A 25,325-nucleotide genomic window follows, 5' to 3' on the forward strand; every position below is an offset into this window, starting at 1 on the left:
GGCCGGCCCGTCAGAACGAAAAATTGCTTAACACTTCGGGCATGCCAGCCGCAACTGCTTGCGACTCGCTCTCAGCCAGCTTGGCCGCATCCCAAATCTCGAAATGGCTTCCCATGCCCAGCAGCATCACCTCGCGCGTCAGGCCGACGGCCGAACGCAGCTCCGGCGCCACCAGGATCCGGCCGGCGGAGTCAAGCTCGACGTCGGAGGCGTTGCCAAGGAAAATCCGCTGCCAGGCGCGCGCCGACATCGGCCACGCAGCGATCTGTTCGCGGTGGCTCTCCCAGGTCGGACGGGGAAACAGCAGCAGGCAGCCATGCGGGTGTTTGGTAAGCGTCAAGCGCCCCTCGCACTGAACGGTGAGCGCGTCACGATGCTTGGACGGCACTGCCATCCGCCCTTTCGCATCGAGATTTAATGCTGACGCCCCCTGAAACACCGCACACGCTCCTTAATCAATCTTGAAAAAATTCTCTGGCAGCAAGTAAAAATGCCCCACAAAAAAACACTTTTCCACACTTCCACCCACTTTAGAGGATGCACTATTCTAGGTCAAGCCATTTAGCTGCCTGCAATTGCAAGATATCCGAGTAAAGTCAATGACTTAGCGCTGGTATCTCACAATCGGCCGAGAGTGCCCTTATTTTGAATTACTAAATAAATGAAGGACTTAGCGCTATATGTAAATGTCAGCTCTCAGATATACACATGTGTTTGCCGTAATTTTGCGGAAACAAAGGTTCACAATTGAACGAAGCTTCCGATACGCAAAATGAGACAAATCGCAGATAAAGCGAGGAGTAGGCGGCTTGATAGCGCGGGATAAACGGCTGCGGATGGTGGAATAGAATTAATTCCTATTGTAGCGACAAGAACCAGCTTCAAACAATGCACCAGAATCGGGAACGGCGATGACCACGACAGCGGCTTAACCCACCAGCCGGCCGCCGCGCACCCGCAAGCCCTTCTTGGCCAGGCCCGGCGCCAGCGCACTCAGATGCGCCAGTGCCTCGCCGCTGTGGGCGTGGCAGATCGCCACCGCCAGCGCATCGGCGGCATCGGTGCCAGGCAACCCCGGCAGCTGCAGCAGCCGCTGCACCATGTCCTGCACCTGCTGCTTTTGCGCCTTGCCATGGCCGGCGACCGCCTGCTTGATCTGCAAGGCGGTATATTCAGCCACCGGCAAATCCGCGCTGACCAAGGCGCAAATCGCTGCGCCGCGGGCTTGCCCCAGCAGCAGCGTCGATTGCGGATTGACGTTGACGAAGACTTTTTCGATCGCCGAGCAATCCGGCGCATAGGTGCGGATGACTTCCGAAACGCTGGCCAGGATTACCTTCAGGCGTTGCGGCAGATCGGCATCCGGGGTCTTGATGGTGCCCGACGCAATATAGCTGAGCTTGCTGCCCTGCTTGTCGATGACGCCAAAGCCGGTGGTCCGCAGACCGGGGTCGATACCGAGGATTTTCATATAGAGCTCATTTCATCAATATTCGTGAGTGCGAACGCGGCAATTTGGGAGGTAGTGCAAGGCGCGCCGCGCAGCCAAGGGTGGTTCCCTTGGCAAGCGGCGCAACGCAGCAATACGCCCAAATTGCCCGTTCCCGAAGGGTTCTTGCCAGAAGAGGCGCTGGCCGCGTTGCGCTCCTTGCCGATAGCACCGCTATCGGACGCGTCGCGCGCCTTGCCAGCGCCTCTTCTGGCAAGAACGCATCTCACGAATATTGATGAAATGAGCTCTAACCAGACAATGACCGAAGCGCTTCGCCGTGGCAAGCACGAAGCGCCGGCCGCTGCTACTTAGTGACGGAAGTGGCGGGTGCCGGTGAGCAGCATGACGACGCCATGTTCGTCGGCGGCGTCGATCACTTCCTGGTCGCGCATCGAACCGCCTGGCTGCACCACGCAGGTGGCGCCGGCGTCGACCACGACATCGAGGCCGTCGCGGAACGGGAAAAACGCGTCCGAGGCGACCGCCGAACCGACCAGCGACAAACCGGCATTCTGCGCCTTGATCGAAGCAATGCGGGCGGAATCAACCCGGCTCATCTGGCCGGCGCCGACGCCCAAGGTCATGCCATTGCCGCAAAACACGATGGCGTTCGACTTGACGAACTTGGCGACGCGCCAGGCAAACATCAGGTCCTGCAGCTGTTGCTGGGTCGGCTGCTTCTTGCTTACCACCTTGAGTTCGCTCAGGGCGACGTTGCGCGCATCCGGTGATTGCACCAGCAGGCCGCCGCCGACCCGCTTGAAATCATGCAGGTTGATAGCGTGCGCTAGCGGGATTTCCAGCAAGCGTACATTCTGCTTGGCGGCAAAAACCTGCTTCGCCTGTTCCGTGAAGGACGGCGCGATGATGACTTCGACGAACTGCTTGGCGACGGCTTCGGCGGCATTGCCGTCGAGTTCCTGGTTGAAGGCGATGATGCCGCCAAAGGCTGAAGTCGGATCGGTTTGCAGCGCCTTGCTATACGCTTCCAGCGGATTGTTGCCGATGGCGACGCCGCAGGGATTGGCGTGCTTGATGATGACGCAGGCGGTTTCGTTGAAAGTCTTGACGCATTCCCACGCCGCATCGGCGTCGGCGATATTGTTGTAGGACAGCTCTTTACCCTGCAACTGCCTGTAGTTGGCCAGCGCGCCTTCAACATGGCGGGTATCGCGGTAAAACGCCGCCGACTGGTGCGGGTTTTCGCCGTAACGCATTTCCTGCACCTTTTCGAAATGCAGGTTCAACGTCGCCGGATAGGCGCTGCGGGTAGTGTGCTGCTTGTCTTCGCCCAGCGAAGTGAAATAGTTGGTGATGGCGCCGTCGTATTGGGCGGTATGGGCAAACACCTTCTTCGCCAGCGCAAATTTGGTGCCGTAGCCGACTTCGCCGTCGTGCGCCTTGAGCTCGGCCAGCACGCCGGCGTAATCGCTGGGATCGCACAGCACGATCACATCCTTATGGTTCTTGGCCGACGAACGCAGCATGGCAGGGCCGCCGATATCGATATTCTCGATCGCGTCTTCCAGCGAGCACTGCTCCTTGGCGATGGTCTGCTGGAACGGGTAGAGATTGACCACCACCATGTCGATCACCGGAATCTGGTGCTGCGCCAGGGCCGCGACATGCTCGGGGAAATCACGGCGGGCCAGGATGCCGCCATGCACTTTCGGATGCAGGGTCTTGACGCGGCCGTCGAGCATTTCCGGGAAACCGGTGTAATCCGCCACTTCAGTCACCTTGATGCCGTTGTCGGCCAGCAGCTTGGCGGTGCCGCCCGTCGACAGAATGTTCACACCCAACGCCGACAGCTCTTTTGCGAAATCAAGTATCCCGGTTTTATCGGATACGGAAATGAGGGCTTGTTTAATCATGATGGAAACTCTGGAAGGGAAGGGAAACGGATAAATACAGCCCTGGTGCCTGTCTCGGCGAGAACTGCGGCCTGCTGTCGGTCCTGGCTTGGCGCCGCGGATCCTTGGAACTGCCTGTTACAAAAGACCGTGCTGCTGCAATTTCTTGCGCAGGGTGTTGCGATTGATGCCTAGCATTTCGGCTGCATGCGACTGGTTGCCTTCGGCGCGCGCAATCACGGCTTCCAGCACCGGTTTTTCAACCGTGGAAATCACCATGTCATACACGTTCGACGGTGGCTGCTCGCCCAGGTCCTTGAAATATTTTTCAAGGCTTTGCTTCACCACGTCTTGGATACTTTCTTTGCTCATTCTTTTTTACTATTCTTTTTTTCAGGATTTCGGCATTCCATCAGCGTTCCGTCGACGGCGTCATGCCCGCCTTGCTGGGGGAAATCCTGGTCCTGTTTCTTGTTGATCTGATTCAGGCCGCCAGCATCTGCTCGGCCACCCCGTATTGTAACCGCTCCCCAAACGCAAACTGCGATTCGAAGAAGCTATTTACTGCGGCCAGCTGCTGGCCGCAATCTTCCAGCAGGTTCATGCGTTGCCGGAATGCCTCTCCACCAGGCAAATCGCGCACATACCAGCCGATATGCTTGCGGGCGGTACGCACCCCCAAGTAGTCGCCATAAAATCCATAATGCGCACGCAGATGTTCATCCATCAGCTGTTGCACTTCCGTCACCAGCGGCGCCGGCAAATATTCCCCGGTGCGCAGATAGTGCTCGATCTCGCGGAAAATCCATGGCCGGCCCTGCGCCGCCCGCCCCACCATGATGGCGTCGGCCTTGGTGTACTCCAGCACTTGCCGTGCTTTTTCGGGCGTCGTGATGTCGCCGTTGGCCACTACCGGGATCGTGACCGCTGCCTTGACTGCGGCAATGGTCTGGTATTCGGCGTCGCCGCTATAACCGTCAGCGCGGGTACGGCCGTGCAAGGTCAGCATGGCGATGCCGCTGGCTTGCGCCAGCCGCGCGATACGCAAGGCGTTCTTGTTGAGACGGTCCCAGCCGGTGCGGAATTTCAACGTAACCGGGACGTCGACCGCGCCCACCACCGCTTCCAGTATCCGTGCCACCAGTTGCTCATCCTGCAATAAAGCCGAACCGCACCAGCTGTTGCACACTTTCTTGACCGGGCATCCCATGTTGATGTCGATGATTTGCGCACCGTGGTCGACATTGTATTTTGCGCACTCCGCCAGCATCAGCGGATCGGCGCCGGCGATCTGCACCGCCCGCGGCTCCATCTCGCCGTCGTGGTTGATGCGGCGCGAAGTCTTCTCGGTCTGCCACAGGCGCGGATTGGAGGCGGCCATTTCCGACACCGCATAGCCGGCGCCCAGCTCTTTGCAGAGCTGCCGGAACGGTCTGTCCGTGACGCCCGCCATGGGCGCCACAAAGACGTTGTTACGAAGGAAATAAGGGCCAATATTCACGGCGGCGTCGCTGACTCGGGATGAAATCGAAAGGGAAAGGCGTCATTTTATCCCGATTGCCGAAGCAAGCGGGGTTTTGCACAATCAAAGTTCGTCTTCGGCGGAGCTGCGCAGGTGCTGGGTGGCGTAATGGATCAGTTCATCCAGGCCGCGGCCGTCGGCGCCGTAAGTGGCCACTCCTATCGACAGCGCGAGCCGGATCGACCAGTTTTCGATGTTCACCGGATGGTGCTTGAAATGGCCGAGAAAAGTCTCGGCGAGGTTGTCGGCATCGACGGTGTCGGTCGCCGGCAACACATACAGGAATTCGGTGGCGTTCCAGCGGCCGCCGCTGTCGGTCTTGCGCAGCTGGGCGCCGGTATCCTTGGCGAATGCCGCCAGGATATTGTCGGCTACCGCCCAGCCGTACAGGTCGTTGATCTTGTGGAAATCGTCCAGCTGGCAATACAGGATCGACAGCGGCGACTCATCGACGGCGGTGGCGGCTACCGCTTCCTCATAGACATGCACGATGCGGCGCCGTGTCAGCAGGCCGGTCAGCGAATCAAGCTGCACCTGGCGCGTGAGCAGGTGCGACAAATTGGATTGCTTCCAGATCACTTCGCACACATGGCCGAAAGCCTGGAACGAAGCAAACCCGGTTTCTGAAAAATAATCCTCGCTATCGGCGTAAAACACCATCATGCCGTGCATGCGGGCTTTTTCCGAACGCAGCGGTATGGCCAGCGCGGCCTTGGCGGAGCAGTGCTCAGGGTGCGCTTGCCAGGGTGTAAAGAGCGCATGGAAGTCACTGTCGTGGCCGGCCTCCCAATCGGCGACCTGGGCAAACGGCGCCACGTAGTCAAAACAATCCTTGGCCAGCTGCCAATGATCCGACTCGCCCCGCGCCGGACCGACAATCGCCGCCGGCTTGATGGTCGCTTCCGAATCGTCCTGGCAGAATCCCACCCACACCAGCCGGATACGCGGACTGGCAGGCAGGATCATCTGGCACAGCCGCTTCACGCTTTCACGGCCGCTATAGGCTTGGGGCAAGGTTTGCAGCAGCTGGTGCAATACGCCGACCAGCGCCAGCTGCTCATCGTTCAGCGCCGGCGCAGCGGGCGCGCTCTGTTTCCCCGCGGCCGCTTCGACCAACGGTTCAGGCTCAGCGGCACGCTGAGTCCAGGAGGGAAAGAGGTTAAGTTTCATGCTGGCGGTCCCGCTGTTGTTTTAATTCTTGTCAGCAAGATTAGCACAAGCACGCTGCTTTTATCGCAACTGTTTTTGCAAGAGCTTATACAGATTTATAGCGATTTTCGGGACTTGCCGCCGAAGCCCAACATAAGCGGCAAAACACTGGCTGCATTGGCGCGGCAAGCCGGGCTCATTGATCGATTTCGTCCAGCGACAAGGCGTCCAGGTGCGCCACGTCGCCCCAGCCGTCCACCCGCAATGGCTGCGGCCATTCGGGATTCCAGCTCAGGCGGTTGATGCTGGCGTTGAATATATCGCAACTGCGCGCCTGCTCCAGCGGCAGCTGGTGGGCAAGACGGTATATGCAGTCGAGTACGCCGCCATGGGTCACTATCGCGATCTGACGCAGATCACCCGCCGCCAGCAATGCCGGCAGGACCGCCGCCACCCTTGCGTAGAATTCGCGCATGGTTTCCGCCACGTACTGGCCGGCCGGATAACGGACATCGATATCGCGCGCCATCAACGCCGCGTAGGCATCAGGAAAACGTTCGGCCGCTTCCGGATAACGCAAGCCTTCCAGCGCGCCGTAGCAACGCTCGCGCAATCCGGTTTCGAGGCGCAGGGCCATGCCGCGCGCCTCGGCCAAGGGCGCCGCGGTTTGTTGCGCGCGCTGCAGGTCGCTGCAAAAAATAGCGTCCAGGGCGAGGCCATCCAGGCTGCGCGCCAATGCCAGCGCCTGGCGCCGGCCTGCCGGATTGAGCGGGATATCCAGATGGCCTTGCAGGCGGCGCTCAAGGTTCCAGTCGGTTTCGCCGTGGCGTATCAGCAGGATTTCGGTGGTTGGCATGGGCTTCCTGCAGGATTGCTGCTTACAAGGCGGGATTCAGGGTGTACAGGCAGACGATGGATGTCTCGGCCAGGATGTGTCCGCGCATGGCGGCCAGCGCCTGCGGCCCGGTGAATTTGCCGTCTACCGGCAAGCGCGCGATGTCCAGGGCATACAGTGTAAAGAAATAGCGGTGCACGGTCTCGTCGTTCCATGGCGGGCATGGGCCGTCGTAGCCGAAATAATCGCCGCCCATCGCCGCATCGCCGGCAAACCAGCCGGTGTAATCGTTCAGGCCGTGGCGCGCGCCAGGGATCGGGCTGCCATAGATTTCCGGGCCGGGCTTGCCGCGCGAGATGACGCGATCGCTGAAGGTTCCGGCTTCTATCGAAGTCGCATGCGGCGGCAGATCGACCAGCACCCAGTGGAAAAAATCGACGCGCGGCAGGTCGGCCGGCACGATCTTGCCGTCCTGGTTGACGTCGTCGCCGCGCGACGGCACATCGGGATCGTGGCAGATAAGCACCAGCGATTTCGTGCCGGCCGGCGGTTCGCCCCAGCCCAGGTGCGGGTTATGGTTGGCGGACAGCGTGACATGGGTCTCGGGATGCACCACCGCGAAAGCAAATTCGCCGGGAATATATGCACCGTCGTTGAAAGAATGGCTCCAGAGGTTCACGATAAGCTCCTGTCGTAAAGTTGTCAGGCTACAGCAAAAACGGTTTACGCTTTGGCGGCCGGCGGTTTTACCTGCAGCCAGAAAGTCACCGGACCATCATTGGTCAAAGACACTTTCATGTCGGCGCCAAAACGGCCGGTCGCGACCTGCTTGTGCCGGCTTGCCGCCTGGCCGACGAAATAGTCGAACAGGCGGCGGCCGTCTTCCGGCGCCGCCGCCGGCGTGAACGAGGGCCGGGTTCCTGACTGGGTGTCCGCCGCCAGCGTAAATTGCGGCACCAGCAGCAGGCCGCCGCCGATGTCGCTCAGGCTGCGGTTCATCTTGCCGGCGTCGTCGGCGAACACGCGATACGCCAGCAGCTTGGCCAGCAGCGCATCGGCTTCCTTTTCGCGGTCGCCGCGCTCGGCGCACAGCAAGACCATCAGGCCGCCCTCGATAGCGCCGACCGTGGCGCCGTCCACCACCACGCTGGCGTGGCTGACCCGTTGCAGCAGGCCGATCATGCCGTCAGGTTGACCCGGGCGAACTTGCGCTTGCCGACCTGTATCACGAAGGTCGCAGCCTCGACTTTCAAACCCTTGTCGCTGACCACGGCGCCATCGATCCGCACGCCGCCCTGCTCCACCATGCGCAGCGCTTCCGAGGTCGACGGGCAGAGATTGGCCTGTTTCAGCAACTGGCCGATGCCCAGCGGCGCACCGCTCAGGGTCAACTCGGGAATGTCGTCCGGGATGCCGCCCTTGGCGCGGTTATTGAAATCGCTCAAGGCGTCTTCCGCCGCCTGCTGGTTATGGAAGCGCGCCACGATTTCCTGCGCCAGCGCCACCTTGATGTCGCGCGGATTCTGGCCGCCTTCGACCTGCGCCTTGTCGCCGGCGATCTGCGCCAGCGACTTGAACGACAGCAGCTCGTAATAACGCCACATCATGACGTCGGAAATGCTCATCACCTTGGCGAACATGGTGTTGGCCGGCTCCGTGATGCCGATGTAGTTGCCCTTGGACTTGGACATCTTCTCGACGCCGTCCAGTCCTTCCAGCAAAGGCATGGTCAGGATGCATTGCGGCTCCTGGCCGTAATCCTTCTGCAGCTCGCGGCCGACCAGCAGGTTGAATTTCTGGTCGGTGCCGCCCAGTTCCAGGTCCGACTCCAGCGCCACCGAATCGTAGCCCTGCATCAGCGGGTACAGCAGTTCATGCACCGAAATCGGCGTACCGGCCTTGAAACGCTTGGTGAAGTCTTCACGTTCAAGAATCCGCGCCACCGTGTATTTGGCCGACAGCTGGATCATGCCGCGCGCGCCGAGCTTGTCCGACCATTCCGAGTTGTAGCGGATTTCAGTGCGCGCCGGGTCCAGCACCAGGCTGGCCTGGGCAAAATAGGTCTTGGCGTTTTCCTCGATCTGTTCGCGGGTCAGCGGCGGCCGCGTCGCATTGCGCCCGGACGGATCGCCGATCATCGAGGTAAAGTCGCCGATCAGGAAAATCACGTTGTGGCCGAGGTCCTGCAGCTGCCGCATCTTGTTCAGCACCACCGTGTGGCCAAGGTGCAGGTCGGGCGCGGTCGGGTCCAGGCCCAGCTTGATGCGCAGCGGCTTGCCGCTCTGTTCGGAACGCTGCAGCTTGCGCGCAAAGTCGCTCTCGATCAGCAGTTCGTCGACGCCGCGTTTGGTGATCGCCAGCGCCTCCTGGGTCCGGTCCGACAGGACCAGGGGGGTGTTTTCAACAGCAGCGGCTGCCTTCGGTGATGCGTTGTGGGAATCGTGAGCCATATGGGAAATAAAAATCCAGCGAAAATGAAATCTGAAAAGCTGCGCCTCTGCCTGCACGGAACGGAAATTGCGGATGTAAAGGGAAACGAATACAAAGGGTTACCATAAATCGGACCATTCCTACAGTCGCACAAGGTACCCTAAGGTATAATCCCTGATCCTTTTAACCCGCCGCAAGTCGTTCAATCAAACAAACAACAACACAAGAATCGGTAGCAAACGGCAAATTTTAACGTATTGCATGTCTCTCAAAGATAAAATCATCAACTTGCGGTCCAGTATCAAGCCGTTTTTCAAGCAGATACCCGCGTTGTTTACTGATTCCTCGCGTAAAACCCGTATCGTCTCCGCTTCCGCCGTGGTGCTGACCCTGATTGCGTTTGGCGCAGCCGGTGTTGCTCCGCTGCCAACGGATCCCGACGAAGTCTCGGTGCGGGCGATTTCCGCCGAACTGGAATTGCCCAGCCTCAGCGAGCAGATCGCAAAACTTGAAGCTCAGCAACAACTTTATGTTGCCGAAGACAAAATGCGCGCTGGCGACACCTTGGCGGCTTTGCTGACGCGGCTCGGCGTGGACGACGACGAGGCCAGCAATTTCATCAAGTCGGACAGCCGCGCACGCGCCATGCTGCGCCTCAAGGCCGGCACCTCGGTGCAGGCGCAGACCAGCAACGACGGCGTGCTGCAGATGCTGCGCGCAACCCTCGTCGACGGCCGCGACGATAATACCCCCACCAACCTGCTGATCCAGCGCGACGGCGATAAATTCACCGTGACGGAAGAAACCGCCGCGCTTGAGCGGCGCGTCGAAATGCATACCGGCGTGATCCGCTCCTCGCTGTTCGCCGCCACCGACGCCGCCGATATCCCAGACAGCGTGGCTTCGCAAATCGTCGCCATGTTCGGCACCAACATCAATTTCGCTTCCGACCTGAAGCGCGGCGACCACTTCAATGTCGCCTATGAAACATTCTGGCAAAACGGCCAGTTCCTGCGCGCCGGCCGCATCCTGGCCGGCGAATTCGTGAATGGCGGCAAGCCGTTCCAGGCAGTGTGGTTTGACGAGCCCGGCAGCGGCCAGGGCGGCTACTACGGTTTCGACGGCAAGTCGCTGAAAAAGGCTTTCCTGAAATCGCCGCTGACCTTTACCCGCATTTCTTCCGGTTTCTCGATGCGCGTGCATCCGATCCTGGGGAAATGGAAAAAGCACACCGGGGTCGACTTCGCTGCCGCCGCGGGTACGCCTATCCATGCCACTGCTGACGGCGTGATCGACTTTGCCGGCGTTGAAAGCGGCTACGGCAATGTGGTCATCATCAAGCACGATAGCAAATACTCAACGGTGTATGCGCACATGAGCCGCTTTGCGCCAACCTCGCGCAAAGGCGGCAAGGTCAGCCAGGGCGACGTCATCGGCTATGTCGGCATGACCGGCTGGGCTACCGGCCCGCACCTGCACTACGAGTTCCGCGTTGCCAACGAGCCGCGCGACCCGATGTCGGTGGTGGTGCCTACCGCCAGCCCGCTGGCCGGCGCCGAGCTCGAGCGCTTCAAGACGGTCGCGGCCGATATCACCCATCGTTTTACGCTGTTGAGCGGCAGCGAAGCAGCGCCCTTGCCGGCCGCCAAACTGGCATCGAAATAAATGCTCGGCGAGCCTTGGCCTTGCTGACTTTGGAATTAATTTAGAACCGTTGTCGAGTCGCTAGTAAAATCAGCTGATCTCACAACGGTTTTATTATGCCCCCTACAACTATCCATAGCAGCCTGTTCATCGGCCTGATGTCCGGCACCAGCCTGGACGGCGTCGATGGCGTCATCGCGGCATTTCCCAGCGCCCCGGCGCAGCATCCGGTGGCCACGCTGGCATCGGCCTACATGCCGTTTTCGGCCTCGCTGCGCGCCGAACTGATGGCGCTGCAAACCGCCGGCCAGAATGAAATCGAACGCGAAGCGCTGGTCGCCAATACCTTGAGTTCGCACTATGCGGCTTGCGTCGAGCGCTTGCTGGCGGATGCCGGTTTGCGGCCAGACCAGATCCGCGCCATCGGCGTCCATGGCCAGACCATCAGGCATCGGCCCGAATTGGGCTTCACGCGCCAGGCCAACAACCCGGCGCTGCTGGCCGAACTGACCGGGATCGACGTCATCGCCGATTTCCGCAGCCGCGACATCGCCGCCGGCGGCCAGGGCGCACCGCTGGTGCCGGCGTTCCACCAGGCTGTCTTCGCCGATCCGGCGCAAACCCGGGTGGTGGTGAATATCGGCGGCATCGCCAATATCAGCGTGCTGCATCACCATGCAACGCCGGGCCAAAGCCGCGACGTCATCGGCTTCGATACCGGGCCAGGCAACGTCCTGATGGATTTATGGATCAAGCGCCATCACGGCAAGGATTACGATGAGAACGGTTTGTGGGCGGCCAGCGGGCAGCCGGCGCCGGCCTTGCTCGACGCCATGCGCAAGGAAGACTATTTTGCCGCCGCGCCGCCCAAAAGCACTGGGCGCGACCTGTTCCACGATGCCTGGCTGGCGCGCCACCTCGCCAGCTTGCCGCAGCTTGCCCCCGCTGACGTGCAGGCAACGCTGGCAGTGCTGACCGCCACCACCATCGCCGATGCGATCGCACAGCATGCGCCGGCAGCGCAAACCGTGTATGTCTGCGGTGGCGGCGCCTACAACCCGTACCTGATGCAACAGCTGGCGCAAGCGCTGCAAAAGCACCATTTGGCGGCAGCCGTGCAATCCACCGAGGCGCTCGGCATTGCTCCCAACCACGTCGAAGCGGTTGCTTTCGCCTGGCTGGCGCTGCGTTTCGACCAGCGCCGGCCTGGCAACCTGCCGCTGGTGACCGGAGCGCGCGATTTACGGATCCTGGGGGCGCTGTATCCCGCCTGACGGGATCCCGCCGGGAGCGCAATCAACCATCAGCGCCATGCAATAAAAAAAGGACGCCCGAGGATTTCTCCTCGGCGTCCTTTTTCTCAAGAGCCGCGTATCGGGACTGCGTGATTATTTAATCAGGCTGAGAAAGAAGAGCCGCAGCCGCAGGTGGTCGTCGCATTCGGATTCTTGATCACGAATTGCGCGCCTTCCAGGTCGTCCTTGTAGTCGATTTCAGCGCCGACCAGGTATTGATAGCTCATCGAATCGATCAACAGCTGCACACCGTTCTTGCTCATGGTGGTGTCGTCTTCGTTGACGATTTCATCGAAGGTGAATCCATACTGGAAACCGGAGCAACCGCCACCCTGCACGAAAACGCGCAATTTGAGGTCTGGATTGCCTTCTTCTTCGATCAGTTGCGCAACCTTGGCGGCGGCGCTATCGGTAAACACGATCGGAGATGCGACTACATCTTGAATTTCAGCGACAGCATTCATTTTTGGCTCCTGCGGGGGACATACAATACTGCATTATAGGCGCTTGCCCGGATTCATGCAGGCAATGCCCAAATCTAGGCAGATTGCGACATGGCAAGCTTCAGCACCGGCTCGGCCACATTCTGTTCATGGGTCAGTTTGCCGCTTACCAGCGCGCCGCTATGCATTTCCAGCGCCTTGTAATTGACATCACCGGTTATGCGGGCTTTCGGCTGCAATTCAAGCAGTTCGGCGGAGTAGACATTGCCGCAGATCTCGCCGTTGACCACCAGATGGGCGACCCGCACGTCGCCTTCCACCTTGGCGCTCTCGGAAATCACCAGGACGCTGGTTTCGCCAGCCTCGGCCACTACATTGCCCTTCACATTGCCGTCGATGCGCAGACCGCCCTTGAAACGGACATCGCCCTCGATGCTGGTCGACGAGCCAATCAAGCTATCGATAGTGCTCTTTGCTTTACGGTTGAACATGATGTTTCCTTTTTACAAATTAGAGGTTTGCTGCGCCCGCATCTGGCCCTTTTCCATGACCTTCGCCTGAATCGCCTTGACCACGGCGCCTTCCGGCAAAGTCAGTTCAGCCTCGACGCGCTGGTAGTACTTGAAATCCAGCTGCGAGGCGGTCTTTTCTGCCGCCGTGGCGTTGGCGCCGGGGAAAATCAGCACCGTGCTTTTGCCTGCCACTGTCGCGGTCACCAATAGTTGCACATTTCCAACAAAATTGGCACCCTTCCCGCCCTGCATGATCAACATCCGGTAACGCAATTGCGTCGGCGTCAACAGCTCTGCGGTCAGGCGCTGGATCGTGATGCCCTGGCTGCCGGTTGCATTCGGCAACAGGCCCTCGAAAAACGCCAGGTCTTCTTTCAGCTTCGCATTCTGGGTTTCCAGCACCTTGATCTGCTGGCCCAGCTGCTCTTGCGCCGCTTTCTCGATATTGAGCCGGCTTTCGGCCGCATTGACGGTGCTCGAGAAACGGTCGCGCTCTGCCGTCAAGGCGTTCACTTTTTCATTCAGGTCCGCCAGCTGCTGTTTGCTGACCATCGGACTATGGCCGGTAAAATCGCGCCCGAGGTCATATATCCACATCGCGACCGCGCCGCCGAAGCCGAGCACCAGCACCAGGAAAAGCGCTTTCAGCGGCCACGGGTAATGGCTCTTCACCGTCATTTTCGGCGCCGAAATCGACATGCGCCGAACCCACAATTTATACTTCATCGCTGCCGGCCCGGTCGTTCAGGGACGGATACAAACGAAACACTGCGATCATGGCATGACCGGCACATGCAGCAGCCCGGTGGTCTCTTCAAGGCCGAACATCAGGTTCATGCATTGCACGGCCTGGCCGGCCGAGCCCTTGACCAGGTTGTCCTGCACCACCAGCACCACCACGGTGTCGCCGTTGTCCGGGCGGTGCAAGGCGATCCGCAACATGTTCGACGCACGGGTGGAGCGGGTCTCGGGGTGCGAGCCGAACGGCATCACGTCGACAAACGGCTCATCCTTGTACGCATCTTCAAACAGCGCCTGCAGGGCCGCATTGTCGATATCCTTGGTCAGGCGCGCGTAGATGGTGGAATGCATGCCGCGAATCATCGGCACCAGGTGCGGTGTAAACAACAGGCCGACTTTCTGATCGGTCAGCTTGCCGAGCTGCTCCAGCGTTTCCGGTGAATGCCGGTGGCCGGATACGCCGTAGGCCTTGAAATTGTCGCTGGCTTCCGAGAACAGCAAGCCGATTTCAGCCTTGCGGCCGGCGCCGGATACGCCCGACTTGCAATCGGCGATCAGGTGCGAAGCATCCACCACGCCAGCCTTCAGCAACGGCGCCAGGCCGAGCTGCATGGTGGTCGGATAACAGCCGGGATTGCCGATGATGCGCGCTTCCTTGATGGCGGCGCGGTTCAGTTCCGGCAAGCCGTACACGGCTTCCTTCAGCAGCTCGGGACAGCTGTGCGGCATCTTGTACCATTTCTCGAACACCGCGGTGTCCTGCAGGCGGAAATCGGCGGCCAGGTCGATCACCTTGACGCCGGCGGCCAGCAATTCAGGCGTCTGCGCCATGGCGACGCCGTGCGGGGTGGCGAAAAACACCACGTCGCACTCGGTCAGCTTGGCTTTTTCCGGCGCAGAAAACGCCAGCGCGACGCGGCCGCGCAAGGACGGATACATGTCGGCGATCGGCATGCCGTCTTCCTTGCGCGAAGTCACCGCCTGCAATTGCGCATGCGGATGGCTTGCCAGCAAACGCAGCAGCTCCACTCCGGTGTAACCCGTACCACCCACAATCCCGACTTTGATCATTTCTTTTCCTTGCATGGAGCTGTACATCTTTCCAATCCGGTTTTTCAAACCCGATATGGAAACCGTACGATGTTGGACCCGGTGCCTTGGGTAAATTGCCGCCAAGAGCTGGCTATTTTATCAGCCAATGAATCGTTGAGGAGGCTTAACATTGAAATCGGAAATTCCTTGAAGGCACAGGCGCTGCAGTGCTTTTCCCAATGTTACCTTTTGATAAAGAGCGCAACAAACGACCCGGCAAATGGCAAAAAGCCGCCAGGCGCAAACCTGGCGGCTTTTCGATATTCTGAAAGCGTAGATTAGCGCTTGGAGAATTGTTTTGCGCGGCGTGCCTTGCGCAGACCGACCTTCTTACGCTCAACTTCACGTGCATCACGTGTAACGAAGCCGGCTTTGGACAGCTCCGATTTCAAAGTTGCATCGTAGTCGATCAGTGCACGAGTGATGCCGTGGCGAACTGCGCCAGCCTGGCCGGATTCACCGCCGCCGCTGACATTGACCTTGATGTCGAAAGTTTCGACATGGTTGGTCAGTTCCAGTGGCTGGCGAATCACCATCAGGCCGGTTTCGCGCGAAAAGTATTCATTCGCTGGCTTGCCGTTGACGACGATCTGGCCGGAGCCGGACTTGATGAAGACGCGAGCCACTGCACTCTTGCGACGGCCGGTTCCGTAATTGTAGTTACCGATCATGTCTATTCCTTAGAGTTCAAGTGCTTTAGGTTGCTGCGCAGTGTGCGGATGGGTGCCATCTGCGTACACTTTGAGCTTCTTGATCATGGCGTAGCCAAGCGGACCCTTAGGCAGCATGCCCTTGACCGCTTTTTCCAGCGCACGACCTGGAAAACGCTGTTGCATTTTCTGGAAATTTGTTTCGTAGATGCCGCCTGGGTAACCGGAGTGACGGAAGTACGTCTTGTCGGTTGCCTTGGCGCCAGTGACGCGCAGTTTGCCTGCATTGATGACGACGATGAAATCGCCGGTATCAACGTGCGGAGTAAATTCCGGTTTGTGTTTGCCGCGCAGTCGGAGTGCCACTTCGCTGGCAACACGTCCGAGGACTTTGTCCGTCGCGTCAATCACGAACCAATCACGCTGGACTTCATGGCCCTTAGCGGAAAAAGTTTTCATGTTGACTTCCTAACTAGTTTAATTCGCTCAAATGGTGGTTCCGCCGCTATCGAAAACCGGCTTTTAGACCGGGGCTTCGTCCTGCGTCAGCGACAGACTCTTCCTTGTTATCTTTTCCTGAGCAAACGGAAAAGCCGTAAATTATAGCCTTTTCAAGGACTTGGCGTCAAATTGATTGAAAAAAATCGCCGTTTGCGCTATGCGATGTTGTAAATAAGCTTGCCGATGCGCCGGCTGCCGCTCTTGCGGATAAAAGAAAACCCGAACTGCGCACTTGGGCATCGGGTTTAAATCCACTCCTGTGGAGGGTGGAGGAGACATGGCGTCAATTGCCGGAAATCAATTCCGCAACCGTTAGATTGATCTTAGCAAACAGAATGGTGCATCGCAAGGTAAAGAATCGCGGGCTCATCCAAAAACATGGCCCCGTTTTCTTTTTGCCAACCCGCTCCCGTCCAGGCTACATCCGTCAAGAGCAGTTAGAATATTGCGACACAACCACTTCCCACGAGATCATATGGAATGCACAGTTCGCTGGACCGGTTCGTCCGGCATGACATTTTTGGCAGAAACCGGCTCCGGCCATGTATTGGCGATGGACGGCGCCCCTGACGGCGGCGGCCGCAACCTGGCGCCGCGCCCGATGGAAGTGGTGCTGGCCGGCACCGGCGGCTGCACCGCTTACGACGTCGTGCTGATCCTGCGCAAAAGCCGCCAGGATATCCGCGGCTGCGACGTCACGCTGAAATCGGAACGGGCGGAAACGGAACCCAAGGTATTCACCAAGATCCACTTCCATTTCACCGTACGCGGCCGCAACCTGAAACCCAACCTGGTCGAGCGCGCAATCAAGCTGTCGCACGAAAAATACTGCTCAGCCTCGATCATGCTGGAAAAAACCGCCGCGATCACCCATTCCTTCGAGATCGTCGACGACCTGGCCGAAGCGGCCGCCGAAGCCTAGCCTCAAATGTGGTAAGCGACCGTCGTCATCACTTTCGACATCGCCTGCATCACCTTTTGCACCGGGCGCGGCATTTCGGCTGCGCCCAGCGACCGCGCCGCCTCGCCATGGGCGATTTCATCGTCGCGCATCTGTTCGACGATAGCGCGCGACTTGGCGTCCTGCAGCGGCAGCTGTTCCAGGTGGCTGCTGAGATGCGCCTCAACCTGGCGCTCGGTTTCCGACACAAAACCCAGGCTCCGGGCATCGCCCAGGCGCGCCGCCAGCGTTCCTAGCGCATAGGATCCGGCATACCACAGCGGATTGAGCAAACTGACGTGCGAACCCAGCTCGCGCAGGCGTTCCGCAGTCCAGGCCAGGTGGTCTTCCTCTTCCCTGCCCGCCGCGGCAAATTGCTGCTTGATCGGATCGCCTTGGGCGAAGCGGCCCTGGGCGTCGTACAGCGCCTGCGCGCAGACTTCGCCGACGTGATTGACCCGCATCAGGCCGGCGCTGTGGCGCTGCTCGGCCGCATCCAGCACACCGTCGGCCGCCTGCAGCGCCGGATTCGGGCGCGAAGCCGACGCTTGTCCGGTGATCACCCGCAAGGCGTTGTCGAAATCGGCGATGGCTCTGTCCAGGAATAGCATGCGAAGAATCACTTTTAAAATTAGGTAGGTGGATTTTATCAGGCTGGCTTCAATTGCCGCGCTTGGGGCGGAACACCGCGGCGTCGGCATAAAAAGCCTGGTCCTGTCCCTGGCTCCAGTCCGGCACGCCGAGCACCGGCAGCGGCGTCAGGCGGCCGATCAGCGCGTCTTGCTGCGCCAGCTCGGCGGCAACGTGCCGGTCGATCCATTCGCGCCGCAGGTTATCGCTCAACCCGTAATAAGATTCCGGCACGCGCAGCACCAGGGTATGCGCGGTTATCGCCTTGTATGGCTGCACCAGTTTTTCCAGCAAGGCGTGGCCAAACAGCCAGACCTCGGCTGCGCCGCCAAACATGGCGCCTTGCTCGATAAACACCTGCTGCCATTGGTGCTGGCGCAATGCGGCGCTCAGCGACTGCCCCGCGGCATTGTCCGGCACCAGCAGCAAGGCGGCATTTTCGTCAAAGATGGTGGCGGCATCGCGCGCCGCGCCGCGCGGCTTGCTGCTGCCGGAGACGGTCCCGGCCTTGGCCAGCTCGGCGGCCTGCAGCGCATTCAGGCGCGCCTTGACGGCCGGGAACGACAGCCAGATCAAGGCGTTCAGGAAATCGTGGAGATTGTCGCGGGTCGGCACTTTGCCGCTGCTGCCGATAAATGACTCGTAGGCGGTCGCCGCAGGCAGCTCGGCCTGTGCCACAAAGCTGACCGGCAAACCCTGGTAGTTGCGGATGTCGCGCTCTCGGGCGGCCGTATTCAATGCCTGCCGCCAGTCATCGGCGACGCTCAGGCGCTGGCCAAGCAGGTGAAACGGCTTGAGCCAGGGTTGTGACCAATCGACGAGGGCGGCAGGAGTAGGCATTTGCCGCGCATTTTACCTCGCGCGCATGCGGCTCAGCCCACTGCCCGCTGCAAATTGTCCAGGCCGATATTGGCGACAGCATCGGCGCAACGCACCACTTCGCCGATAACGATAATGCTGGGGCTGCCGAGCCCGCTGTCATGCAAGGCTTGCGGCAACTGCGCGAGAGTGGTCAGCAGTTGCGCCTGCGTAGCCAAGGTCGCCGACTGGATCACCGCCACCGGCATGGTTGCGGCCATGCCGGCCTGCAGCAGGCTGCGCTGCAACTGCGCGCAGCGGGCCACTCCCATGTACACCACCAGCGTCATGCCGGCCGCCACCAGCGCCGTCCAGTTCGGCTGGGCGCTCTCGCTCTTGCCATGGCCGGTCACGAAAATCACGCCCTGGCTATGGTCGCGATGCGTCGCCGCAATGCCGATGCTGGCCGCGGCCGCCATGCCGCTGGTAATGCCCGGCACCACTTCGACCGCCACCCCTTGCCGCTGCAAATGCGCGCGCTCTTCGCCGCCGCGGCCGAACAGATAGGGGTCGCCGCCTTTCAGGCGCACCACGCAATGGCCTGCCTGCGCTTCCAGCACCATCAGGCGTTCGATGAATTCCTGCGAGGTCGACTGGCAACCGCCGCGCTTGCCGACATGGATCACCCGTGCGCTGTCTTGCGCATGCACCAGCACTTCGGGATTGACCAGGTCGTCCACCAGCAGCACATCGGCTTGCGCGATGGCCCTGGCAGCCTTCAGCGTCAGCAGGTCCGGATCACCTGGTCCGGCGCCGACCAGCATCACTTTACCTTGCGGTTTCATCATAGGTTCCTGGTTTCCCTCAGGCCGCCTGCGCGGCCGGATGGGCTTGTTTGCGATACAGGAATTCCAGCACCGAGGTCCGGTACTCGGCATACAAAGGATCCTGCGCCAGCGCCACGCGTTCACGCGGCCGCGCCAGCCTCACCTGCACGATATCGCCGATGGTGGCGGCCGGACCGTTGGTCATCATCACGATGCGGTCGGACAGCAGCACCGCCTCATCGACATCGTGGGTCACCATCACCACCGTCGATCCGGTCTTGGCGACGATCTTCAGCAGCTCGTCCTGCAAATGGGCGCGGGTCAAGGCGTCCAGCGCGCCGAACGGTTCGTCCATCAGCAGCACCTTGGGCTCCATCGCCAAAGCGCGGGCGATGCCGACCCTCTGTTTCATGCCGCCGGAAATTTCATGCGGGCGTTTTTGCCCGGCCGCCGTCAATCCCACCATCGCCAGCGCGGCCTTGGTGCGCTCCTTCAAGGCACTCTTGTTTTCGGTGGCGGCGAACACGCGCTCCACGCCGAGATAGATATTTTCGTGGCAGGTAAGCCAGGGCAGCAGCGAATGGTTCTGGAACACCACCGCCCGTTCCGGCGATGGTCCGCCGATTTCACGGCCGGCGCAAATCAGCACGCCGTCGCTCGGCAGCAGCAAACCGGCGATCAGGTTCAGCAGGGTCGACTTGCCGCAGCCGGAATGGCCGATCAAGGTCACGAACTCGCCCTTGCGCACCGTCAGGTTGATGTCGCGCAGTGCGTGGAACTGGCCCTTGCTGGTGCTGAACACCATTTCAGCCTGGTGGATATCGATGAATTTGGCGTCGCGCTGTTCCATGTTTTCCCCGATGTCAGTTAGTTCGATACTTGCTCATAGGTAAACGCCTTGGCCAGAGCCACCAGCAATTGCTCCAGCACCAGGCCGACCACGCCGATCACTACTATCGCGATGATGATGTGCGGCACGTTGAGGTTGTTCCATTCATCCCAGACCCAGAAACCGATGCCGACGCCGCCGGTCAGCATTTCGGCGGCGACGATCACCAGCCAGGCAGTGCCGATCGCCAGCCGCACGCCGGTCAGCATGTACGGCAATACCGAAGGGAACAGGATCCTGGTGATGACTTTCCATTCCGACAGGTTCAGCACGCGCGCCACGTTCATGTAATCCTGCGGCACCCGCTGCACGCCGACAGCAGTGTTGATGATCATCGGCCAGATCGAGCAAATGAAGATGGACCAGATCGCCGCCGGATTGGCCGACTTGAACACCAGCAGGCCGATCGGCAGCCAGGCCAGCGGCGATACCGGTTTCAGCAAGCTGATGATGGGACCGAACATGCTGGAGAGGAACTTGAAGCGGCCGATCATGAAGCCCAGGGGAATCCCCACCAGCGCCGCCAGGCCGAAGCCGACGCCGACCCGCTGCAGTGAAGCCAGGATATTCCAGCCTATGCCCTGGTCGTTAGGGCTGGTCCGGTAGAACGGATCGGCAAACAGCTTGAGCGCTTCCTGCAAGGTCAGCAGCGGCGTCGGAAACTGGCTGTTGCTCATCGCGATGATCTGCCACACCAGCACCAGGAACGCCAGGCCAAGCAACGGCGCAACGATGCTCATCAGCCAGGACGGCATGCTGCTGCGGCGGTTCATTTTCGGCAGCGGGCGCGGAGCGGCGACCGCGGCTTCAGCCACAACCTCGGTTGCCTTGCTATCCATTGCTGCCGCCTGGCGATTGGCATTTGCCGCCGTGTCCATGATTGCGCTCATAGTGACTCTCCAATAAATCGCGGTTCATAAACGTCTGGATTTATTTATGCACGGATCTTGAAAGATGCGGCATAGGCTTGCGGATTCCTGCCGTCCCACACCGTGCCGTCCATCAGCTTCGAGCTCCGCAGCGGGTCTTTCGGCAGCGGCGTGTTTGTCATCGCCGCCGCATCCTTGTAGAGCGCGATCTGGCTGACCGACTTGGCCACCGCCAGGTAGTCCGGGTCGCTTTTCAGCAAACCCCAGCGCCGGTGCTGCGTCATGAACCACATGCCATCCGACAGGTAGGGGAAATTGACCAGGCCGTCGTTGTAAAACTTCATGTAGTTCGGATCGTCCCAGGTCTTGCCCAGGCCGTTCTGGTAACGGCCCATGATGCGCTGGTCGATCACGTCCTTGCTGGTGTTGACATACGATTTGTCGGCGATCGCTTCGGCCATCTTGTTCTTGTTGGCGAGCGAAGCATCGATCCATTTCCCCGCTTCCAGCACGGCAGCGATCAAGGCGCGGCAGGTGTTCGGATTCTTGGCGGCAAACTCGGCGGTAGTGCCCAGCACTTTTTCCGGATGGTCTTTCCAGATTTCCTGGGTCGTGATGGCGGTAATGCCGATGCCATCGACGATCGCCCGGTGGCCCCAAGGCTCGCCGACGCAAAAGCCGTCCATGTTGCCGACCCGCATGTTGGCCACCATCTGCGGCGGCGGCACCGTAATCACCTTGGCGTCCTTGAGCGGATTGACGCCGTTGACGGCCAGCCAGTAGTACAGCCACATGGCGTGGGTGCCGGTCGGGAAGGTCTGGGCAAATGTATATTCGCGCTTGTCGCTGGCCATCAGCTTGGCTAGCGACGGCCCGTCCACAGCGCCTTTGTCGGCCAGCTTCTTGGACAGCGTGATGGCCTGGCCGTTATTGTTGAGCCCCATCAGGATCGCCATGTCTTTCTTCTGGCCGCCTATACCCATCTGCACGCCGTAGATCAAGCCCGACAGCACATGCGCGGCGTCGAGTTCGCCGTTGGCCAGCTTGTCGCGCACGCCGGCCCATGAGGTTTCCTTGCTGAGGATGATCTTGATGCCGTATTTTTTGTCAAAGCCGAGCAGCGACGCCATCACCACCGACGCGCAATCGGTCAGCGGGATGAAGCCTATCTTGACCTCGGTTTTTTCCGGCTTGTCCGAGCCTGCGGCCCAAACACCGGTGCTGGAAAGTCCTAACATGCTGGCTCCTGCCGCGAGAGTCGCGGTCTGTAATAGTTGACGGCGCTTGCCGTCGACAAGCGTGTTCGGCGTGTCCGGGGTGTTTAGCTGCAGTGCATTGCTTGCTTCCATCGCATGGCTCCAGATTGTTTCCGGCAACAAAAAAGGCGTCATCCCGCGCTGGACAAGCCATGCGGAAAGACACCTTTGTCTTATGCGGAAACGGCCGCCGTTAGCCGATTCCAGCAGCGCCAGCGTTGGCGCCTGAAATGGACTATGCAAACCACGTGCCAGGGATTTTTACCGGGGGAAATGCAGGACCGTGCCGGTTTTCCGCTCAAAAAGCGCACCGGCCTTGTGCAATGCACCAAACCAGCTCGCGGCAACCGCGCGTCCAGTTCACGGCCTGGTCAGCCCAGCAGGTCGGCAGCGTCGATAATGCGTTGCGCCACTTCGGACAGCTTGAGGTTCTTGTCCATCGCCAGCCGCCGCAGCTTTTGATATGCCTCCTGCTCCGTCAGCTTATGGTGATCCATCAGCAAACCCTTGGCCCGGTCCAGCAACTTGCGTTCGGCCAGCTTCAGCTTGGTGTCGGACAGCTCCGCCAGCAGCTTCTGCTCTTGCCGGAAGCGCGCCAGAGCGACCTCCAGCACCGGCTTGATGCGCGCCGTCTGCAGGCCGGCCACGATATAAGCGGAGACACCGGCCGCCATCGCCGCATCCATGCTGGAAGTTTTTGCATCCTCGGTAAACAGGACGATCGGGCGGCGCGCATCGCGTGTGGCGATCACCACGTGCTCAAGCACGTCGCGCGCATCGGATTCAGCATCGATGATGACCATGTCTGGTTGCAACTGGGCAATTCTCTCTGGCAGGTACAGGTCGGCCGGAAGTGAAGCGACTATGTTGTAGCCGGCCTCCAGCAAGCCGATGCGCAAAGCCTTGCCGCGCGCGGCTTGCGCCTCGAACGCGGGATCGTCGTCACCCTCGATGGCGACCGGATTGACAACAACGATACGTAGACTTTGCATGCTTGAACCTGGATCCGAAGGCGAATCGGTGAGCTACGGTTAGACAGGATGGAAGGCCGGTTTTATCCGTTCCTGCCATTCAAGCAAGCAAAAATCGCACCATGTCGATGCAAAAGGTAAAAAGCGGAGGTGTTAAATGACCCTACGCCAGTTGCCAATCTATCGTCTCGCCGCCGTTCAGCGGCACCAGGGTAGTCTCGCCCAGCGGCAATTCCGCCGGCAAGGTCCACGACTGGCGCTCCAGCGTGACCGTGCCCTGGTTGCGCGGCAGATTGTAGAAATCGGGGCCGTTGAAGCTGGCGAACGCCTCCAGCTTGTCCAGCGCGCCGGCCTGGTCGAATGCCTGCGCATACAGCTCCATCGCATGCAGCGCGGTATAACAGCCGGCACAGCCGCAGGCGTGCTCTTTCAAACCCTTCGGATGCGGGGCTGAATCGGTGCCGAGGAAGAAGCGCGTGCTGCCCGACGCCACTGCCTGCACCAATGCTTGCCGGTGCTCTTCTCGCTTCAGTACCGGCAGGCAATAATAATGCGGCCGGATGCCGCCCTTGAAGATTTCGTTGCGGTTATACAGCAGGTGATGCGCCGTGACGGTGGCCGCCACCGGCCCGCTTGCGCTCTCGACGTATTGGGCGGCGTCCTTGGTGGTGATGTGCTCGAACACCACTTTCAGTTCCGGCATGTCGCGCCGCAACGGCTGCATCACACGATCGATGAAAACCGCTTCGCGGTCGAAGATATCGATTGCAGGATCGGTCACTTCGCCATGCACCAGGAACGGCATGCCGAGCTCCTGCATGACTTCCAGTGTCTTGTAGCACTTGCCCAGGTCCGTTACGCCGGCATCGGAATTGGTGGTGGCGCCGGCCGGATACAGCTTGACGGCGTGCACGAAGCCGCTGTCCTTGGCGCGCCGGATCTCGTCAGGCGGCGTATTGTTGGTCAGGTACAGGGTCATCAGCGGCTCGAACGCCAGCTCCTGCGGCAAGGCTGCCAGGATGCGCTCGCGGTAGGCTGCCGCCTGCGCAGTGGTGGTCACCGGCGGCTTCAGGTTAGGCATCACGATGGCGCGGGCGAACTGGCGCGCGCTATGCGGCAAGACGGCGGCCAGCGCCACGCCGTCGCGCAGGTGCAAATGCCAGTCGTCGGGACGGGTGATGGTCAGTGTGTCGGTCAAGGCATCAGTCATGTTCATTCTCTTCTGCAAAAAGTCGCTCCAGCATGGCTGCCGGATTGTTCAGGAAATGGCGCGTGGTCGTATAGTGTTCGGTGTCTTCGTAGCGGGTCTCGGCAAGGCCGCTCTGGTCCAGCAGGTAAATCCTGGCGTGGGGATAAGCCAGCAGGATAGGCGAATGGGTGGCGATGATGAACTGGCTGCGATTTTGCGCCAGCTTGTGGATAATCGCCAGCGCCGCCAGCTGGCGGTTGGGCGATAACGCTGCTTCCGGTTCATCCAGCATGTAAAAACCGTCAGGCTGGAACTTGTTTTGCAGCAGCGCCAGGAAAGACTCCCCATGCGATTGCCGGTGCAGCCCCTTGTCGCCATAGGATGGATGCTGTCCGTCATCCATGTTTTCCTCGTAGGTGGCGAGGTTGAAGAAACTTTCGGCGCGCAGGAAATAGCCGGCCCGGGGCCGCTTGAAGCTCTTCACTGTCCGTATGTAGCGATACAGGTCGGAATGCGCTTCGGCGGTAGAGAAATTCGCGTTCCTGGTGCCGCCTTCCGCATTAAACCCCCAGGCAACCGCAATCGCTTCCAGCAAGGTCGATTTGCCTGCGCCGTTTTCGCCGACCAGGAACGTGACGTCAGGATGAAAATCGATCTGCTCCAGTTCGCGCACGGCCGGGATGCTGAAGGGATACACATCATAATCGACCGCCAGCTCGGGATTGAGTTTCAGGCTGCGCAGGTAAGGTTTGGTGGCTAGCATGGTGCGGCGGGGGTTCGGATGAGCGTCATTTTAC

At 60.2% G+C, this 25,325-nt stretch carries 28 protein-coding genes; 3 read left to right on the plus strand and 25 right to left on the minus strand.

Features of this window, described 5'->3' with window-relative positions; genetic code table 11:
* Window positions 1–10: 10 nt before the first annotated feature.
* The 10 genes from mraZ to tyrS form a co-directional block, all read right to left on the minus strand.
* A complete protein-coding gene (gene mraZ, locus V8G57_RS14905; protein ID WP_061534628.1) occupies window positions 11–439 on the minus strand; it encodes a division/cell wall cluster transcriptional repressor MraZ in 429 nt (142 codons plus the stop codon).
* A gap of 489 nt (window positions 440–928) precedes the next feature.
* Window positions 929–1,471 (minus strand): crossover junction endodeoxyribonuclease RuvC, encoded by a 543-nt coding sequence (ruvC, locus tag V8G57_RS14910; RefSeq protein WP_092397086.1) that lies wholly within the window; start codon window positions 1,469–1,471, stop codon window positions 929–931.
* A 329-nt stretch (window positions 1,472–1,800) separates the two neighbouring features.
* Window positions 1,801–3,366, minus strand: a complete 1,566-nt coding sequence (purH, locus tag V8G57_RS14915) for a bifunctional phosphoribosylaminoimidazolecarboxamide formyltransferase/IMP cyclohydrolase (RefSeq protein WP_092397088.1) — start codon at window positions 3,364–3,366, stop codon at window positions 1,801–1,803.
* Window positions 3,367–3,483: 117 nt separating this feature from the next.
* A complete protein-coding gene (locus tag V8G57_RS14920; RefSeq protein WP_014007929.1) occupies window positions 3,484–3,717 on the minus strand; it encodes a Fis family transcriptional regulator in 234 nt (77 codons plus the stop codon).
* Window positions 3,718–3,829: 112 nt separating this feature from the next.
* A complete protein-coding gene (gene dusB, locus V8G57_RS14925; RefSeq protein WP_092397090.1) occupies window positions 3,830–4,846 on the minus strand; it encodes a tRNA dihydrouridine synthase DusB in 1,017 nt (338 codons plus the stop codon).
* An 84-nt stretch (window positions 4,847–4,930) separates the two neighbouring features.
* Complete coding sequence (locus tag V8G57_RS14930) at window positions 4,931–6,037, minus strand: GGDEF domain-containing protein (RefSeq protein ID WP_342830037.1); 1,107 nt, start codon at window positions 6,035–6,037, stop codon at window positions 4,931–4,933.
* A gap of 175 nt (window positions 6,038–6,212) precedes the next feature.
* A complete protein-coding gene (locus V8G57_RS14935; RefSeq protein ID WP_342830038.1) occupies window positions 6,213–6,872 on the minus strand; it encodes a histidine phosphatase family protein in 660 nt (219 codons plus the stop codon).
* A 22-nt stretch (window positions 6,873–6,894) separates the two neighbouring features.
* On the minus strand, window positions 6,895–7,530 hold the full coding sequence (locus tag V8G57_RS14940) for a YbhB/YbcL family Raf kinase inhibitor-like protein (RefSeq protein WP_342830039.1): 636 nt from the start codon (window positions 7,528–7,530) through the stop codon (window positions 6,895–6,897).
* Between the two features lie 44 nt (window positions 7,531–7,574).
* Entirely contained in the window at window positions 7,575–8,033 is a 459-nt protein-coding gene (gene dtd / locus V8G57_RS14945) for a D-aminoacyl-tRNA deacylase (protein WP_144739440.1), read from the minus strand.
* Entirely contained in the window at window positions 8,030–9,301 is a 1,272-nt protein-coding gene (gene tyrS, locus V8G57_RS14950; protein WP_425458279.1) for a tyrosine--tRNA ligase, read from the minus strand. The genes dtd and tyrS overlap by 4 nt, the downstream gene beginning before the upstream one ends.
* Window positions 9,302–9,542: 241 nt before the next feature.
* Between tyrS and V8G57_RS14955 the strand changes: the two genes are divergently transcribed.
* Together V8G57_RS14955 and V8G57_RS14960 are read left to right on the plus strand one after the other, a co-directional pair.
* Complete coding sequence (locus tag V8G57_RS14955) at window positions 9,543–10,946, plus strand: peptidoglycan DD-metalloendopeptidase family protein (protein ID WP_342830040.1); 1,404 nt, start codon at window positions 9,543–9,545, stop codon at window positions 10,944–10,946.
* Between the two features lie 95 nt (window positions 10,947–11,041).
* Window positions 11,042–12,199, plus strand: coding sequence for an anhydro-N-acetylmuramic acid kinase (locus V8G57_RS14960; RefSeq protein ID WP_342830041.1), 1,158 nt, complete (start codon window positions 11,042–11,044; stop codon window positions 12,197–12,199).
* Window positions 12,200–12,321: 122 nt separating this feature from the next.
* On the opposite strand, the gene erpA is transcribed toward V8G57_RS14960, so the two are convergent.
* The 6 genes from erpA to rplM form a co-directional block, all read right to left on the minus strand.
* Entirely contained in the window at window positions 12,322–12,684 is a 363-nt protein-coding gene (gene erpA, locus V8G57_RS14965) for an iron-sulfur cluster insertion protein ErpA (RefSeq protein WP_014007938.1), read from the minus strand.
* A 74-nt stretch (window positions 12,685–12,758) separates the two neighbouring features.
* Window positions 12,759–13,154: a bactofilin family protein gene (locus tag V8G57_RS14970; protein ID WP_092397105.1), complete on the minus strand. Its 396-nt coding sequence runs from the start codon at window positions 13,152–13,154 to the stop codon at window positions 12,759–12,761.
* A gap of 12 nt (window positions 13,155–13,166) precedes the next feature.
* Window positions 13,167–13,874: a DUF6776 family protein gene (locus V8G57_RS14975; protein ID WP_092397107.1), complete on the minus strand. Its 708-nt coding sequence runs from the start codon at window positions 13,872–13,874 to the stop codon at window positions 13,167–13,169.
* Window positions 13,875–13,949: 75 nt separating this feature from the next.
* Window positions 13,950–14,987, minus strand: a complete 1,038-nt coding sequence (argC, locus tag V8G57_RS14980; protein WP_342830042.1) for an N-acetyl-gamma-glutamyl-phosphate reductase — start codon at window positions 14,985–14,987, stop codon at window positions 13,950–13,952.
* 299 nt (window positions 14,988–15,286) lie between these two features.
* Window positions 15,287–15,679, minus strand: a complete 393-nt coding sequence (gene rpsI / locus V8G57_RS14985; RefSeq protein WP_061534642.1) for a 30S ribosomal protein S9 — start codon at window positions 15,677–15,679, stop codon at window positions 15,287–15,289.
* A gap of 9 nt (window positions 15,680–15,688) precedes the next feature.
* Window positions 15,689–16,117: a 50S ribosomal protein L13 gene (gene rplM / locus V8G57_RS14990; protein WP_061944550.1), complete on the minus strand. Its 429-nt coding sequence runs from the start codon at window positions 16,115–16,117 to the stop codon at window positions 15,689–15,691.
* Window positions 16,118–16,634: 517 nt separating this feature from the next.
* Between rplM and V8G57_RS14995 the strand changes: the two genes are divergently transcribed.
* Window positions 16,635–17,081: an OsmC family protein gene (locus V8G57_RS14995; protein WP_092397109.1), complete on the plus strand. Its 447-nt coding sequence runs from the start codon at window positions 16,635–16,637 to the stop codon at window positions 17,079–17,081.
* Window positions 17,082–17,083: 2 nt separating this feature from the next.
* Here the strand turns inward: V8G57_RS14995 and coq7 are convergent, their stop codons facing one another.
* The 9 genes from coq7 to V8G57_RS15040 all read right to left on the minus strand — a co-directional run bounded on the left by coq7 (window position 17,084) and on the right by V8G57_RS15040 (window position 25,291).
* Window positions 17,084–17,710 (minus strand): 2-polyprenyl-3-methyl-6-methoxy-1,4-benzoquinone monooxygenase, encoded by a 627-nt coding sequence (gene coq7 / locus V8G57_RS15000; RefSeq protein WP_342830043.1) that lies wholly within the window; start codon window positions 17,708–17,710, stop codon window positions 17,084–17,086.
* 49 nt (window positions 17,711–17,759) lie between these two features.
* Window positions 17,760–18,569: a DUF3025 domain-containing protein gene (locus V8G57_RS15005; protein ID WP_342830044.1), complete on the minus strand. Its 810-nt coding sequence runs from the start codon at window positions 18,567–18,569 to the stop codon at window positions 17,760–17,762.
* Between the two features lie 32 nt (window positions 18,570–18,601).
* Window positions 18,602–19,372, minus strand: a complete 771-nt coding sequence (gene cobA / locus V8G57_RS15010; RefSeq protein WP_092397115.1) for a uroporphyrinogen-III C-methyltransferase — start codon at window positions 19,370–19,372, stop codon at window positions 18,602–18,604.
* A 19-nt stretch (window positions 19,373–19,391) separates the two neighbouring features.
* Window positions 19,392–20,204 (minus strand): ABC transporter ATP-binding protein, encoded by an 813-nt coding sequence (locus V8G57_RS15015; RefSeq protein ID WP_144739457.1) that lies wholly within the window; start codon window positions 20,202–20,204, stop codon window positions 19,392–19,394.
* Between the two features lie 17 nt (window positions 20,205–20,221).
* Window positions 20,222–21,016: a nitrate ABC transporter permease gene (gene ntrB / locus V8G57_RS15020; protein ID WP_425458283.1), complete on the minus strand. Its 795-nt coding sequence runs from the start codon at window positions 21,014–21,016 to the stop codon at window positions 20,222–20,224.
* Window positions 21,017–21,177: 161 nt separating this feature from the next.
* Window positions 21,178–22,350, minus strand: a complete 1,173-nt coding sequence (locus V8G57_RS15025) for a CmpA/NrtA family ABC transporter substrate-binding protein (protein WP_342830065.1) — start codon at window positions 22,348–22,350, stop codon at window positions 21,178–21,180.
* 389 nt (window positions 22,351–22,739) lie between these two features.
* Window positions 22,740–23,360: an ANTAR domain-containing response regulator gene (locus V8G57_RS15030; RefSeq protein WP_092397121.1), complete on the minus strand. Its 621-nt coding sequence runs from the start codon at window positions 23,358–23,360 to the stop codon at window positions 22,740–22,742.
* Window positions 23,361–23,502: 142 nt separating this feature from the next.
* Window positions 23,503–24,537, minus strand: a complete 1,035-nt coding sequence (pyrC, locus tag V8G57_RS15035; RefSeq protein ID WP_342830066.1) for a dihydroorotase — start codon at window positions 24,535–24,537, stop codon at window positions 23,503–23,505.
* A 4-nt stretch (window positions 24,538–24,541) separates the two neighbouring features.
* Entirely contained in the window at window positions 24,542–25,291 is a 750-nt protein-coding gene (locus V8G57_RS15040) for an AAA family ATPase (RefSeq protein WP_342830046.1), read from the minus strand.
* Window positions 25,292–25,325: the final 34 nt, after the last annotated feature.

The sequence above is a fragment of the Collimonas rhizosphaerae genome, assembly GCF_038896935.1.
Lineage (GTDB): Bacteria > Pseudomonadota > Gammaproteobacteria > Burkholderiales > Burkholderiaceae_D > Collimonas > Collimonas rhizosphaerae.